This window comes from Idiomarina sp. ST10R2A5, assembly GCF_051842325.1.
Taxonomy (GTDB): domain Bacteria; phylum Pseudomonadota; class Gammaproteobacteria; order Enterobacterales; family Alteromonadaceae; genus Idiomarina; species Idiomarina abyssalis.
This window is the reverse complement of sequence record NZ_JBNIEX010000006.1, coordinates 1-14932: the sequence shown is the minus strand read 5'-3', so window position 1 is coordinate 14932 and position 14932 is coordinate 1. Positions and strand designations below refer to the sequence as shown.

The window sequence follows — 14932 nt, the reverse complement described above, 5'->3', positions numbered from 1 at the left end:
TTATTGGGAACTGTGTTGCGTTAATGCGCCAGTGTAATAGTGCATCACTGTATAAGCAACCAGTAGTTAATCAGACGCTTTAGTCCAGCAGAAGTTGCTGAAGCTGACTCAGATTATGCAAAGTAACCGTTGGTAATACCGACAAGTGTTCTGAGGTTCCCAGGCCGGAGGTTAGCCAGGCCGACTGCCAGCCATGACGCTGCGCACCAAGAACATCGGAATAAGGATGATCACCCACGTGTAAAAACTCATGCGGCTGCAAATTAGGCAATTCACGTTGCGCAGCCGCAAACATATCGGGCAAAGGTTTACCCCGAATACCATCTCCCGGCTGAATCACCTGATCAAAGTATTTCGCCAAGCCTATTTTTCCGGCATCGACATTACCATTGCTAAGCGCTATCAGTTTGTAATGCTGCGATAATGCTTCAAGTAACTCAAAACTGTTGTATGGCACCTGAAAATTACTACGCTCAGACAAAAACACATCCATTATGGTGTTTGCGGCCTTTGATACGTCACCAATACCGAACTTTTTTAACCCTAACTCCAGTGTTTTCAGTCGAAGCTTGGTCATATCGCTGGCCAGAGCTTGATCGGTTCGGCTGACTTCGTCACGAAAACGACGCCAGTGGTGCATATCCCACTCAGCGGTTTGCGGAAATTGTTCTGTAATGTAGTTATGCACCGCTTTCTCTGCGCGCTGCATAACCGGCACGTTGTCGTACAGTGTGTCGTCTAAATCAAAACTAATGACTTTGGGCAAATACCAACGGCGATGAAGCTGCATAACGCATTACTCTCATTGAGTTGAATTTAGGTCGATTTTTTCCGGGCACGCGGGTGAGCGCTGTCATAAACACTGGCTAAACGCTTAAAATCTAAATGTGTATACACCTGAGTTGTGGATAAGTTAGCGTGCCCCAACATTTCCTGCACAGCACGCAGGTCACCACTGGATTCCAGCATGTGAGAAGCAAATGAATGCCGCAGTTTATGCGGATGCAAGTCACCCACTACACCTTGCTGCTTACCCCAGTAATTTAGCCGCTGCTGCACAGTACGCGGACTAATACGCTGCAGCCTTTTACTGACAAATAGCGCCAACTCAGGCTTTTCATTCAGCCAGGCCTGACGGACTGACAACCATTTCTTTAAGGCATTTTCTGCGCAACGGCCAAAGGGCACAATGCGCGTTTTGCTGCCTTTACCCGTTACCCTTAATTGCATCATACGGTGATCAATGTCATCTCGATCAAGGCTGACCAGCTCAGCCAGACGAATACCACTGGCATACAGCAGCTCCATCATGGCGGCATCGCGAATCGCCAGATCATCATCTGTGGGTAAGTCCAGTAAATGGGAAATACTGTCCACATCGAGGTTTTTGGGTAAGCGTTTGGGGATCTTCGGAGCTGATACCGACATGGCGGGGTTGTCGTCCATAGCGTTAGATTCCACCATGAACTGGCAAAATGTCCGCCACGCCGATAGCTTTAAAGCGATACTGCGCTCACCCAGGCCATTACGGCGCCAGCCAACTAAAAGCCGCTCAATAACAGGCACACGCAGCGCTTTAGGTTCAGTTATTTTTTGCAGTTCAAGAGCAGCCAGGTCAGCGGCAATAAGACGCTGATAGTTCTTCAGCGTCAGCTCTGCTAACCCTCGCTCTCCCTGCAGTTGTTGCATCCATTTTTGCTGCCAGTCATGCAGCTTCATGGTTTTTCAGTAGCCCCGGTAACAATGCACTTAGCAGAGCCTGTAGCTGATTGATCAATAATTTGTCCATTGCCGGCTCAAAGTGGCTGGCATTGGTATTGCCAACCGCAAGCATACCCAATTCACCGTTGTCGCCCAGCAGCAGTAAAGCAACTGAGGCTATGTCTTCGTCCTGGAACAACAGCTTATGCTCCTGCTCGGTTAAACGTCCAAGATAAATAGAGCTGTCATTAAAGCGCTTGCTCAACAGCTTTTTGTGAGTGTCGGAAGCAAAGCTGTATTGCTCATCCAGCTCCACAGGGCTGTCAAAGAACTTGAGTGACAAAGCCGGCATTTCCAGTTCATTTTCAAAGGTGTTTTCTAACTCTTCCAGTACCTGAGTCAGACTTTGGCAACGCAGAAGGCGAACATACAAATTACTGTAAGCAGAAAAAATAGCCTCGTTACGACGTGCGTTAATCATCAACTCGGTAATTTCTTCTTCCAGTTGATTCACGCGCAAACGCAGCTTCTGTTGCTGACGCTCTATTAACGACACTGCTCCTTTTTCACTGTGCTGAAACTGCAGTTGAGTCAGCAGATCATCGTTTCGCGTGAAAAAGTCAGGGTTCTCTTGTAAGTATTCTCTGATAAGGCTGTCGTCCAGCCGTTCATTTGCCATTATGTTCGATTCGCTACTCATAACACCATTTGTCCATCGTAAATCAATTCTGCGGGGCCGGTCATTTTAACCGGATGCCCTTGTTGCCAGCGAATGAGCAAATCTCCACCCGGCAAGCTGACTTTTACTCGTTCGTTCAGTAAACCCTGTTGAATGCCCGCGACAGCCGCAGCACAGGCACCACTTCCGCAGGCCATGGTTTCACCGACTCCACGCTCAAATACGCGCAGTTTTATTTCATCCGCGGATATTTTCTGCATGAAACCTACATTCACACTTTCCGGAAAGCGCTCATGCGCAGCTAAGTCAGCGCCAAGAGTCTGCACTGGTGCCGTATCGACGTTATCCACTGCAATAACACAATGCGGATTGCCTAACCCCAAAACGCCGCACAAAACGGTTTCATCTTTTACTCGTAAAACGTAAGTCTGTTCCACTTTTTGCGCTTTAAAAGGCACTGCCGCCGGTTCGAATAAGGGTTCGCCCATATCCACCGTTACTTGTCCGTCCTTTTCTAAATGCAAAACCATTTTGCCCGCTTTGGTACTGACCTTAAGATGGTTTTTATTGCTTAAGCCTTTGGCTTTGACAAACTTCGCGAAACAACGGGCACCGTTACCACATTGCGCGACTTCGCTGCCGTCTGCGTTAAAAATGCGGTAATGGAAATCCAGGTCGGGGTCATAGGGTGGTTCAACCAGCAGCATTTGGTCAAAGCCAATGCCTGTATGCCGATCCGCCCAACGACGAATTTGGTCCGGATTCACATATAAATTCTGGGTGACATTATCCACCACCATAAAGTCGTTGCCGAGCCCGTGCATTTTTGAAAAATGTAATAACATTTTATTGGCCTTCCTGGTGTAACAAGTGCTCGCCCCGGACAAGATCATTAAAGCTCTCTCGCTCGCGGATAAGTGTAGCATTTTCACCTGAGACCAAAACCTCGGGCGGACGGCCTCGGCTGTTATAATTTGATGCCATGGTGAAGCCATAAGCACCAGCATGCTTGACGATAAGTACATCGCCCTGCTGCACATGCAAATGCCGCGCGTGTCCGAAAAAGTCTCCGGTTTCACACACCGGTCCCACCACATCGTTTAGTTGGTCGCCACCGCGTTTGTTCTCGTGTGCCGGCAGAATGTCGTGCCAGGCCTGATACAAAGACGGACGTAATAAGTCATTCATGCCGGCATCTACCAGCACAAAGTTCTTATCGTCTGAGGGTTTAATGTATTCGACCGTTGTCAGCAGAACTCCGGCATCTGCGGTAATAGCGCGACCGGGTTCCAGTACCATTGTAATTTGCGGGTAACTTTCGGCGAGTTTAACCAGCTCTTTTAAATAAAAGGCTTTATCCAAAGGCTCTTCCAGCTGATACGCCACACCAAAACCGCCACCTAAATCCAGATGTGTCAGCTGGATACCGTCTTTTTCCAGTTCCGAAACCAGGTTAAACATGCGCTGCGCGGCATCGAGGAAAGGTTCGGCTGTCATTATCTGCGAGCCAATGTGACAGTCCGCACCAATCAAATTAATATTGGGTAAGCTATGCGCTTTCAGAAAAACCGGCTTGGCCAGTGACATGCTGATGCCAAACTTGTTGGCTTTCATGCCTGTGGCAATGTACGGATGCGTTTTGGCATCAACATCGGGGTTCACTCTTAACGATACCGGAGCCTGTTTGTCCATGGCAGCAGCAATGTCCTGAATACGCTCAAGCTCCGCCTCCGACTCTACGTTAAAGCAGCCAATGCCCGCTTCCAGCGCCATAATGATTTCATCTTTTGACTTAGCCACACCGGAAAAGACAATATCTTCCGCTTTGCCACCAGCCATGAGTACGCGCTGAAGCTCACCACCGGACACAATATCGAACCCGGCACCGTGCTCAGCCAGTAGCTGTAAAATAGCTAAGTTGCTGTTCGCTTTGACCGCGTAGCAAAGTTTGTGAGGCGTTGGCCAGTACTGTTGAAACTCGCGCCAGTTTTTTAAAATCTGACCTTTAGAGTAAACATACAAAGGCGAGCTAAAACGCTCAATCAGGCTCTCAACATCGCAGCCTTCAATGTGAAACTGGCCATTTTTATAGTCAATTAATTCGCTCATTCTTTATCTTCCGCCGGCGGCTCTGCAGGTGTATTTTGCTCAGGCATAGGCTCAGGTGTTAATGGTCCTTTCTGACCACAACCAACTAAAGTCATTAAAATGGCTGATAGCACCAGCGTCTTGATTACAATTCGACTAAACATCGCTAAACTATAGGTATTCCGTTTGGGTTTCTCTGGTGCCTATCATCGCACCAGATACCCAAAAAGTCATTAATCGTCGTAAAGGAAAACGAATGACCCAACGCGTTAGAATTGCAACACGCAAAAGCAAGCTGGCTTTATGGCAGGCTGAACACATTCAACAACGCCTTGAAGAGCTTCACCCGGGCCTGTCGGTAGAGCTGGTTCCTATGTCCACCAAAGGCGATGTCATTCTGGATACTCCGCTCGCAAAGATTGGCGGCAAAGGTTTATTCGTAAAGGAACTGGAAGTAGCTATGCTGGAAGGGCGTGCGGATATTGCCGTACACAGCATGAAAGACTTACCGGTTGAGTTCCCGCCGGGGCTGGAGCTTCACACCATTTGTGAACGCGAAGATCCGCGTGATGCTTTTGTATCCAACAACTACAAAAACCTTAATGAACTGCCGGAAGGCGCAGTGGTCGGAACCTGTAGTTTGCGTCGTCGTTGTCAGGTTAAAGAGCAGTTTCCGCATTTAGTCATAAAAGATTTACGCGGCAATGTTCAGACCCGTTTACGCAAACTGGATGACGGTGAATTTGATGCCATTATACTGGCCGCTTCAGGCTTAATTCGATTAGAGCTTGGCGACCGTATTACCTCCTTTATTCCGGTGGAGCAGTCATTACCGGCTAACGGACAAGGTGCACTGGGCATTGAATGTCGCAGCGATGACGACGAAATGAAGGCCTTACTGGCGCCACTGCAATGTCAGGAAACCCGTACACGAGTATTAGCCGAACGTGCAATGAACCGCGGTCTGGATGGTGGTTGTCAGGTGCCTATTGGTGCTTATGCTGAACTGGAAGGCGACAACGTCTACTTACGCGGCCTGGTTGGCGAGCCTGACGGTGGTAAAGTACTTCGAGATGAAGTGCGCGGCCCGGCGTCTAAGGCGGAAGAATTAGGTTCAGAGCTTGCTGAGCGGTTACTTAAACAAGGTGCAGCCGAAATTTTAAGTGCAGTCTATGACAGTGAATCCAGTCAGTCATAAAGCGGTTTTACTGCTGCGTCCGGGTAATATGCCGGACGCCTTCACTCGCCAGTTACGCGAGACCGGCCGAGAGTGCTTTGTTCACAGTTTTATTGAAATAGAGCCCCTGCCTTTGGATAAAAAGCAGTTAACCGATCTTAAGCAACGGCATTGGGATGGTATTGTTGTTGTCAGCAAAAACGCGGCACATTACGCTGCAAAAGCTGGCTTTACCGATGTTCCCTCTAAATATTATGCCGTTGGCCCCGGTACGGCTTCATTTGCTGCAAAGCACTTAAACACGCCGGTAAGTTGCCCTACTTTTATACATCAGTCCGAGGGGTTGCTGGACTTGGCTGAGCTGCAAAAGCTGGAACAGCAAAGCTGGTTAATTATTCGGGGTGAGGGCGGACGCGAGTTACTGGCCGATGCGCTACGGGCACGAGGCGCATCCGTTGACTACTGGGAAGTTTACCGCAGGAAACAACTCACATTGAATGATCCCGAACTTATTGAACAGTGGATAAAATCAGTAGGTACTATAGTAGTTACAAGTGCTGAGCAACTGGGATACTTTCTGTCATCACTGCCAAGCTCGGCAAAGACATGGCTGGATAATTGTCAGTGGATAGTGCCAAGTCACCGCTTGAAAGGTTTGATTCCTTTTGGACAATCAGACAGTATCAAAGTAACAGGCAGTGCAGCGGACGCCATATTAATGAATGCGCTAATAGCGGATGGAAAAACTCATGACTGAAGAGAATAGAGTAGAGAACGACGAGTTACAGAATAATGACCAGAACAACGATCAACCCGAAGAAGAGACGCTGACGGCAGAGAAAAGTAGTGGGCGCTTCTTTAAGCGATTAATGTGGCTCGTTATTTTAGTGGCTATAGCGGCTGCAGCCTACTGGGGTTACACTCGCTTCCCCGCTATATTTAACGCGGACGCTGAGCAGGTTGTAGAGCAACCAAGACAGGACCCGATTGACGCTCGTTTTAACCAATTGGAACGCTCAGTCGCCAATTTAGAGCAACAACTGCAAAGCACCGTTCAGGCACGGGAACTCGATAAATTCAGTAATACCGATCAGCAGTTACAACGCGAACTCACCAATCTACGCCAAAGCCTGGAAGATTTACGCGATGATGTCCGTAAAACGCCGGCAGAAAAAGCAGCTTACTGGCGCTTAGTGGAAATTAAACAAACGCTATCAGCCGCAGCACGAATGATGTGGAGCCAGGAAGACTACAAAGCGGCGCTTAGACTTTTAAAGCTTGCGGACCAGCAGTTAGTGGGTATCGACAACCGGGACGCCATTCGTACCCGCGAAAAATTAGCAGGAGATATTGAACGGGTTAATGCCATAGTAGAAGCCGACAACACTGATCTGGCTTTACAGCTAGTGGGACTTCAGCAACGGGTGGCTGACTTACCAGATAAAGTAAATAACAATCAGCAGCGTCTCAGCTCTGACACTCAGGCCGTCAGCGACGACGTTAACGACTGGCAAACTAACCTGAGTGCTAACTGGCAGTCGTTCCTTGATAACTTTATCCGCATTCAGCCGGTAGAAAGTGACCCGGAACCTTTATTAAATGTCACTCAACGTACGGCTATTAACGAGCGAATTCAGTTAACCTTTACTCTGGCTCAGCAAGCCGCAGTTAAGAACAACGAACAATTATGGCAGCGTTATCTAGAGCAGTTATCAGAACTGATTCTAGAAGTAAAAGGCGATAAAGCGGCCACGCAAGATGTCGTGGCCCGCATTCAGGCGCTAAGCCGCGAGGACTTTGAAGAGCGAAGCCTCGATCAGCTTGAGTCACTGGACTTCATTGCTCAGACAATTGAGCAGGGAGACGCGTCATGAAGTGGATCATTGCGCTGGTTGTTATCATTATATTAGGTGCCATTATTGGCCCCATGGCCTCTGGTAACGCGGGTTACGTTCTGGTTCAGTTTGCTGGCGTTGCCATTGAGACAACCGTTGTAGGTCTATTTGTGGTAACTGTTGTGGCTGTTGCTGTGTTGGCCGTTGTTTGGTCGTTACTGCGTCGGCTGCTGAGTAAAACTCGCCAGGGTCGAAAATGGCTGGCCAATCGCAGCGAACGCAAAGCCCAGACAATGTATCAGCAGGGTATTCGTGAGTTACTCAATGATGAACCCAATAAAGCCGCCGAGAGCTTTGCCAAAGCCTATAAAAAGGCGCCTGATAATAACCTTGCGGCATTAACTGCCGCTGCCGCCTGTCTTGATAAAGATGCTGGTAAAGCAACCTACTGGCAGGAAGAAGCCGGCAGTTTTTATGAAAACTCCGACACACTCTTACAATTGGTCGTTATTGAGCAACAGGTTAAAGTGAACCCGGCAGAAGCTGACCGCAAAATCCAAAGCCTGTTAAAAACAAAACCTCATACGGCTAACGTATTGAAATTGGCTTACCGCGTATTTAGCGCGTCGGGAAACTGGCAGCAACTTAAGGATCTTTTGCCGGAGCTTCGCCAGGTAACTGACCTTGCTCCAGCTGAGTTCGAACGCCTTGAGTATCAGGTGTATTTCGAACGCTTTGTTGCTGAAGGGCGTAAAAGTAACGAAATGCTCTACAACGAGTGGCGCAGCTTACCAAGTAAGCAACGTGCTGATGCAACCGTTCGTTTAAGTTATGCCGCCGCGTTGAAGCATTTGGGCGATCACGAAATATCCGCAAGAGTGATTCTAAAAGGGCTTAAAAGAGGTGACTTAGAGCCGGCTGCGGTAAACTCTCTGCATCTATTTAATGCGAAATCGGAAAAACTGCTGGAATTTGTACAGGCTCAGTTAAAGCAAAACCCTGAGAGCAGAGACTACTTGTATGCTCTGGCGCAAATTGCGATGGACAATCAGGACTTCTCGTTAGCGCAGCGAGCGTTGAAGAAACTAGCGGAGATTGAGCCTAGCAGTCATGTTTATCGTCTTTTAGGCGATGCTTACCATGCGCTGGGCGATAGCCAATTAGCAGCTAACGCCTACAAAGAGGCGTTAGCTCACTAACTAAGGTTGGTGCTGTGATTATTGACGTACACCTTCAATAGACAGCATCAACTGTACTTCTTTGGCATCCGGGCCTAAGTTGTAGTCAATTCCATAGTCCGCCAGGGTTAAATCAACTTCACCCGCAAAACCGCGACGGAATCCGCCCCAGGGGTCTTCGCCTGCGCCGACATGCTCAACATCGATAGCGATTTCTTTGGTAACACCGTTAAGTGTGAATTCGCCATGTAGAGTACCTTCCTCTTTATCATCTTCATCCGGCACGTACTTGGTGCTTTTAAATGTCGCCGTCGGATGATCAGATACGCTTAAGAAGTCGTCTCCACGTAAATGCTTGTCACGCTCAGCATGGTTTGTATCAACGCTGGAAGTATCGATGGTTACGTTCACTGACGCATTTTCAGGGGCATCTTCGTCGTAACTAAAAGACCCTTCAAAATCATTAAAACGACCATATAACCAACTATAACCTAAGTGACTGATTTTAAATTGAATAAAGGCATGTTGACCCTCAATATCAATTTGATAATCTTCTGCCATAGCTGCCGAAGTAAATAATGCGCTACCCGCTACAGCGGCTGCAATTAATGTCTTTTTCATAATCATTTCCTCTTAGTTTTTCCAAACATTCGAATTAGGGTGCTGTCTTTATTAATAAAGTGATGTTTCATTGCCGCTAAACCATGACCGCCGGCTAAAATTACTAACGCCAACGCGGAATACCAATGCACTTCACCGGCAATGTCTTCTTGTTTTGGTAAATCGGTAATCACAGCAGGCACCGAAAACCAATCAAAAACGCTGATAGAACTGCCGTCTGCGGTGGATATTAAAAAACCGCTGATCATGACCGTAAATAACAGTACATAAAGCAACAAATGGCCTGCCTTAGCACCAACACGTTCCAACCTGCTGCCTAAAGGTTTAGGCTTAGTATTCAATAAAGTCCAGATGACTCGCAGAACAGTTAAAGCAAGTAATACGATACCGAAGGACTTATGCCACCAAGGCCCCAATCGATACCACTCGTCATAATAGGTTAGAGTGAGCATCCACCAGCCAAGGGCGAAAAGCCCGATAACCATCAGAGCCGTTAACCAATGAATAACGATGGTAATGGCACCGTAGCCTGTCTGTGTATTTCTAAACATTGCTTTCATCTCTTTCGTTCGTACAAATAGTATCTTAGTCCAATTATATGAAATGAATATCAGTAAATATCGCCGTTTATTTTCTAAAAAATAGAAATAAAGGTTTTATTAACTTCCTTACCAACGACTTATTAGAACGTTTTAGAGCGTTTATATTCGACATTAATGATACGTTTTATTGAGAATAAGCTATGCTAGCTAGTTGGATTCAAATTAAAAAGGCAGGGTAGCTGACTTGAATACGATAAAGGAACTCCCTATTGGTGAACATCCAAAACCATCGCTGGAACAAAACTACTTATTGAGCGCCTTGCCTGGCGATGTGAAAAAGCGACTCACTCCTCACCTTGAGCTGGTTTCACTGCCTCTGGGCCGGTGTTTGTATGAATCCGGCGACGAGCAAAAATATGTCTACTTTCCAACAAACTCAATTATTTCATTGGTTTACGTTATGTTTAATGGCGACTCTGCAGAAATATCAGTTGTCGGTAACGAAGGTATACTTGGCACATCTCTCTTTATGGGTGGTGGAAGCACACCAAACCGAGCCATTGTTCAAAGCGCCGGTAGTGCTTATCGGCTTCCCGCGCGTATGTTAAAAGAAGAGTTTAAACTCCATGAGAAACTGCATGATCTGCTATTACGTTATACGCAATCTTTAATGACTCAAATGGCTCAAACGGCGGTATGCAATCGCCACCATACCATTGAACAACAGCTGTGCCGCTGGATATTACTTTCTTTGGACCGTATACCATCAAATGTTCTGACCATGACTCAGGAACTCATTGCCGATATGCTCGGTGTCAGGCGTGAGGGGGTTTCTGTCGCAGCCGGTAAACTACAAAAACTCGGTGTTATAGAGTACCACCGCGGGGTAGTTACAGTAACTGACCGGGAAAAGTTAGAGACTTTAAGTTGCGAGTGTTACGAGGCGGTAAAAAAAGAATGTTATCGCTTGCTTCATTATCTTCCGGAAGATTACGACTCAGACGAATAAAGCGCATGCCGACATAATGTAGGCATGCGCTGAAAACAAACCGTTACTCGGGGTAACCAAGAATAATATTTACCCGACGATTATCCTGACGTTCTGACTCTGTAATGTTGTAAGTATTACGACGAGTCCCGCCGAAGCCTTCGACATTAAGACGTGAACTATCGACTTTAAACTCATCCACTAAATAATCAGCGACACTTTGCGCCCGGGCCCGCGATATCCGTTGTGCTCTGTCAGGACTGGCGTTATCTGTATGTCCTTCCAGGGTGGCCGTTAAATCCGGGTGTGTTTGCAGGTATTTAGCAACCGTTCCCAGCTGATCATGATACTTCGGATGAACTTTTGAGTCATTGGTGTCAAACTCAAGCTCCATGGCCAGGGTTATTCTGGCTGGCAAGGGCTGTAAACCTTCCATGTCAGTCGCACAACCGATAACTGCGTTGATACGCCGATTCATTTGCTTGCCGACATCTGTACTGTTGTCAGCAATCGGTTGAGTTTCTCCATAACCCACTGCACTGAGCCTGTTTCTGGCAATATTATGCTCTCTTACTAAGTAATTTACAGCGCTTTGCGCACGCTGCTTCGACAACCGCATATTGTCAGCATCGTTGCCAACATTATCGGAGTGCCCTTCAATTAATGCGTTAGTTTCCGGGTACTTGTCGAGGAACCTAGCAAGAACCAGCATATGCTCACGGTTAACTCGTTCGATATCATCCTTCGCTATCTCGAACTGAATCTCTAAAGCACTGCAGTATTGCTCTGTTACCGCAGCACTTTGCACTGCGACTGGTTGAGTTCGGCTTTTCGGAGTATGTGAATAGCCAGACGCTCCGAATCGATAAATCAGGTTCAGTGAGACGAGATCCAAGTCGCCATTATTCCCAACCGCGTCATCCATATGATAACGCTCTGCTTCAAGCCTTATGGCAAATCGGTCATTCATTTGCAGTTGATATCCAACACCAAATTTATAATTGGTATCGTCTTCGCTATAGCGTGGAGTAAGAACGTTAACCGCACCCGTACCAACAAAATCTACTGATGCGGAGCCTCTGTGAACACCGATAACTGCAAATAGTGTTGATCGACTTGCTACTGGCAGAATCCCGAGTAAATCAAGATTCCACCCGCTGAAATCGAGTTCACCAGCGAGACTTCCTTCAGGGGCAGTTGTCACATTGTAGTTGAACTTACCAAGGTCAAAGTAACCACCTTCAATCGCAAAGTTTTTATTGAACTGATAGCCAGCAAAAAGCTTGTAACCAACATCCTTATCATCCAGCTTGAAGCCTGTTACCTGGTAACCCTGCTCAAGCATATTGGCAACAATCTCTTCATCATCAATATGTGATTTTGAGCCACCACCACCTACACCCAGGTACCATCCATCCTGGTTAGCTGCCAACGCAGGAAGCGCCATTCCGGCCAACGCTAATGCCATAATTGCTTGTGTAATTTTATTCGTTTTCATCTTAATCTCCGCTGAAACCTTGTTGATATTGATCGTTACTCTGCTGGCACATTTATCACGGTATTAACGACCGTAACGGATGCACCCAGAGAAAGAGCCCGACCGTCCAGGGTCACAATATTCACGTTTCCTGCGGTAGAGATACTGACACCCGACTGCGCTATGATAGTGCCTTTCATGAAGCCACCACCGGCCGCATTAATTGTTGCCGAACTACCTACCTGCCAGAATATATTCTTCGCTTGTGCGCCGTTAATTAAAGTCACGCTTTGAGGAAAGTCTGCTCCGGGCCCACCCACGGTAAGTGTGGTGGCCATCTGGAACACCCAGACCGCATTTTGATTTCCCTGCGCATCCAGAGTCAGATCACCACCCTGAATACTGAAGGCACCACTTTGCGCTGTATAAATGCCAGGAACTAAGGTCAAACTTCCCAAGTTATCGTTACCGGGGTCCTGACCACCTGGCATATTTGCAGGTGTCATAGCTATATAGGCTTCTTCTGCGTCAAGTCTCGCCTCAGTGGCAATAGCTTCAGTTACCGCAGTTCCGTCCTGAGGGCAGGCAACTGTTGGCGGAGGCGGGGCGGTAAAGATCTTACCGTTAACCTGTCCTTCATTAAGCGGAGTAATGGTGTACTCACAGCCTGGTTCAGAAACAAAACCGGTTACAAGCGTCGATACAGCTGTCGTACCAAGATCACCGTTAACGACAGTCAGTAAACCTTCGTTAGTGACACCTGCAGTTCCACCAAAAGAGCCAAATGGTGCAACTGTCTGAAGAGGTATAGGCTCTAAACAGCTTTCAACAGGAGGAATTGTAGTAAATGTCCATACATAGTCTTCCTCCATTTCATTTCCCGGTACTATTAAGTCTTTCACTCCGTTCGCTCCACCTTTAAGAGTGGCGCGATAAGTGACATTTTCAGCAAGCTGATCCTGAGGTATGAAAGTGACAACCGTTCCCGTATCAACATCAATCTCAATAGACTCTGCTACCACGGCATTCGCTGGGTTATCATCCTCCACCAAAATAAAGGTTAAGTCATTGACGGTAGCCGGGTTTAAGCGCGTTCCTGATGGGATATCAAAAGTAGCGTTGACACTGGCATTAGGGCAGACAGGAGGCATTCCACCGTTTAAAGGATCTGTAGATGCCACTGAAATAGTTGCATCAGGTATTGCCTCTACGGTTGTGAAAGTCCAAATATAATCACTCGCTTCAGCAACCGGTGCCTGGTTTCCAGCTAATTCATTGCCGGCTACATCGGTTAACGAACTCTCTAGTGTCACAGTGTAGACAGCTGATTCTTCCAGATTCTGCTCTGGTGTAAATACGGCGCTTCTTGAACCAAGGACGTAGGATACGTCACCAACAGGAGACACACAGGGCGTTTCACAAGTTACGGTAAAGCTACTGTCTGTGATGGTTGCCGGCAGCATATCTTCAGTAAATATGGCGGTAATTGCTGTATTCACCGGAACATCTTCGGTTGGGCCCGGGCTGGTGGTTAGCGGTTCGGTGATAGTGACACGCGGACGCGTGGCATCGGGCGTTAACCCAGTAGTAAACTGCCAAATATAGTCGCTAGCAGTACCCTGAGCGGCTTGATTACCTTCAAGCCTATTGCCCACCAAGTCGGTGACTGCACTGCTCACAGTGACGGTATAAGTCGTTTCTGAATCCAGCTCTTGTTCCGGCGCAAATAACACGGTTTTGGACGCTGAATCATAGGAAACGACACCGGTGGGTGCTACGCATGGTGTTTCACAGGAAACAGTAAAGCGGGCAGCAGTGACTGTTGATGCCAGCATACTCTCATTAAACACAGCAAAAATAGTCGTGTTTATCGGAATATCTGTTGTTGGACCCGTTAATGTTGTCAGCGGCTGTGTTGAACTAACCTTTGGCTGTGTCGTATCCAGTACTGCTGCTGTGGTAAAAGACCATGAATAGGACTCTTCGAGCGCGAGACCGTTACTGCTACCAACAGCATTGTGAATGGTTGCAGTGTACAATGTGGACTCATCAAAGGCATCTGCGTCGTCAGGTGTGAATATCGCAATGGTGCCAGCGTCATTCATCGTTATTGTACCGGTAGGACTAATACAAGGGTCTGCGCAGTCGAGAGTGAAGTCATTCTCTGTCAATGGGGCAACCGACTGACTGAATTCTGCTGTTATTTGGACCTCCGCAATAACAACGTCTTCTGCATTATTTTCGGGGGTCACGGCAGTTACTGTCGGCGCTAATGCAACATCGCCCGGGTTACCTAATATGGGGTCACGACCGCCGTCTCCACAAGCAGCTAAAAAGGCACTGGCAAAAACCAGTATCAGCCATTTGTTTAAACTGATAAGAGTAGATAAATTGAAACGCATTAGATAAGCCCTCTCGGTATAGTTTGTAAACATTTCCGGGTACATCTGAATGATGTACGGTCGGTTATGTCGCCACTATCTTCTTATCTCGGAGAGTCGTCTGTGCGCTACCACACTTATATTGAGAAATATGTGCGAAATTAGTCGCTTGGCTATAAACGGACATAAAAAAACCCCAGCCGATTGGGCTGGGGTTATTTATTTGTAGTCTGGCGGTGACCTACTCTCGCATGGGGAGACCCCA

At 47.4% G+C, this 14932-nt stretch carries 15 protein-coding genes; 5 read left to right on the top strand and 10 right to left on the bottom strand.

What is annotated here, in order from left to right:
• Positions 1-79: 79 nt before the first annotated feature.
• Genes ACP7FG_RS08815 through lptM form a run of 6 tightly spaced genes read right to left on the bottom strand, consistent with a single transcriptional unit; the run spans position 80 to position 4632 of the window.
• Entirely contained in the window at positions 80-790 is a 711-nt protein-coding gene (locus tag ACP7FG_RS08815; RefSeq protein ID WP_439226162.1) for an HAD-IA family hydrolase, read from the bottom strand.
• 26 nt (positions 791-816) lie between these two features.
• On the bottom strand, positions 817-1719 hold the full coding sequence (locus tag ACP7FG_RS08810; protein WP_439226161.1) for a tyrosine recombinase XerC: 903 nt from the start codon (positions 1717-1719) through the stop codon (positions 817-819).
• Complete coding sequence (locus tag ACP7FG_RS08805) at positions 1706-2401, bottom strand: DUF484 family protein (RefSeq protein WP_054490489.1); 696 nt, start codon at positions 2399-2401, stop codon at positions 1706-1708. The genes ACP7FG_RS08810 and ACP7FG_RS08805 overlap by 14 nt, the downstream gene beginning before the upstream one ends.
• The gene (gene dapF / locus ACP7FG_RS08800) at positions 2398-3225 is read right to left on the bottom strand and encodes a diaminopimelate epimerase (RefSeq protein WP_278357925.1); all 828 of its coding nucleotides are present in this window, start codon (positions 3223-3225) and stop codon (positions 2398-2400) included. Before dapF ends, ACP7FG_RS08805 begins: the two co-directional genes overlap by 4 nt.
• Position 3226: 1 nt before the next feature.
• Positions 3227-4489 carry a diaminopimelate decarboxylase gene (gene lysA / locus ACP7FG_RS08795; RefSeq protein ID WP_439226160.1) on the bottom strand — a complete coding sequence of 421 codons (1263 nt, stop codon included), beginning with the start codon at positions 4487-4489 and terminating at the stop codon, positions 3227-3229.
• Positions 4486-4632 carry an LPS translocon maturation chaperone LptM gene (lptM, locus tag ACP7FG_RS08790; protein WP_126783178.1) on the bottom strand — a complete coding sequence of 49 codons (147 nt, stop codon included), beginning with the start codon at positions 4630-4632 and terminating at the stop codon, positions 4486-4488. The genes lysA and lptM overlap by 4 nt, the downstream gene beginning before the upstream one ends.
• A 92-nt stretch (positions 4633-4724) precedes the next feature.
• Between lptM and hemC the strand changes: the two genes are divergently transcribed.
• From hemC to ACP7FG_RS08770, 4 genes are read left to right on the top strand one after another with little or no spacing between them, the layout of a single operon-like run.
• The gene (gene hemC, locus ACP7FG_RS08785; RefSeq protein ID WP_222236032.1) at positions 4725-5666 is read left to right on the top strand and encodes a hydroxymethylbilane synthase; all 942 of its coding nucleotides are present in this window, start codon (positions 4725-4727) and stop codon (positions 5664-5666) included.
• Positions 5641-6402 (top strand): uroporphyrinogen-III synthase, encoded by a 762-nt coding sequence (locus ACP7FG_RS08780; RefSeq protein WP_439226159.1) that lies wholly within the window; start codon positions 5641-5643, stop codon positions 6400-6402. The genes hemC and ACP7FG_RS08780 overlap by 26 nt, the downstream gene beginning before the upstream one ends.
• Positions 6395-7519, top strand: a complete 1125-nt coding sequence (locus ACP7FG_RS08775) for a uroporphyrinogen-III C-methyltransferase (protein WP_417440266.1) — start codon at positions 6395-6397, stop codon at positions 7517-7519. The genes ACP7FG_RS08780 and ACP7FG_RS08775 overlap by 8 nt, the downstream gene beginning before the upstream one ends.
• Positions 7516-8679 carry a heme biosynthesis HemY N-terminal domain-containing protein gene (locus tag ACP7FG_RS08770; protein ID WP_199494860.1) on the top strand — a complete coding sequence of 388 codons (1164 nt, stop codon included), beginning with the start codon at positions 7516-7518 and terminating at the stop codon, positions 8677-8679. Before ACP7FG_RS08775 ends, ACP7FG_RS08770 begins: the two co-directional genes overlap by 4 nt.
• Before the next feature lie 18 nt (positions 8680-8697).
• Here the strand turns inward: ACP7FG_RS08770 and ACP7FG_RS08765 are convergent, their stop codons facing one another.
• Both ACP7FG_RS08765 and ACP7FG_RS08760 read right to left on the bottom strand, forming a co-directional pair.
• Entirely contained in the window at positions 8698-9279 is a 582-nt protein-coding gene (locus tag ACP7FG_RS08765) for a YceI family protein (protein WP_439226158.1), read from the bottom strand.
• A gap of 2 nt (positions 9280-9281) precedes the next feature.
• Positions 9282-9830, bottom strand: a complete 549-nt coding sequence (locus ACP7FG_RS08760; protein WP_222236036.1) for a cytochrome b — start codon at positions 9828-9830, stop codon at positions 9282-9284.
• 235 nt (positions 9831-10065) lie between these two features.
• Here ACP7FG_RS08760 and ACP7FG_RS08755 point away from each other — a divergent pair, with 235 nt between their 5' ends.
• On the top strand, positions 10066-10830 hold the full coding sequence (locus ACP7FG_RS08755) for a Crp/Fnr family transcriptional regulator (RefSeq protein ID WP_439226157.1): 765 nt from the start codon (positions 10066-10068) through the stop codon (positions 10828-10830).
• Between the two features lie 43 nt (positions 10831-10873).
• Here ACP7FG_RS08755 and ACP7FG_RS08750 read toward each other — a convergent pair whose 3' ends face one another.
• Positions 10874-12307, bottom strand: coding sequence for an OmpA family protein (locus ACP7FG_RS08750; RefSeq protein ID WP_439226156.1), 1434 nt, complete (start codon positions 12305-12307; stop codon positions 10874-10876).
• A gap of 35 nt (positions 12308-12342) precedes the next feature.
• The gene (locus ACP7FG_RS08745; RefSeq protein ID WP_439226155.1) at positions 12343-14688 is read right to left on the bottom strand and encodes an Ig-like domain-containing protein; all 2346 of its coding nucleotides are present in this window, start codon (positions 14686-14688) and stop codon (positions 12343-12345) included.
• Positions 14689-14932 lie beyond the last annotated feature (244 nt).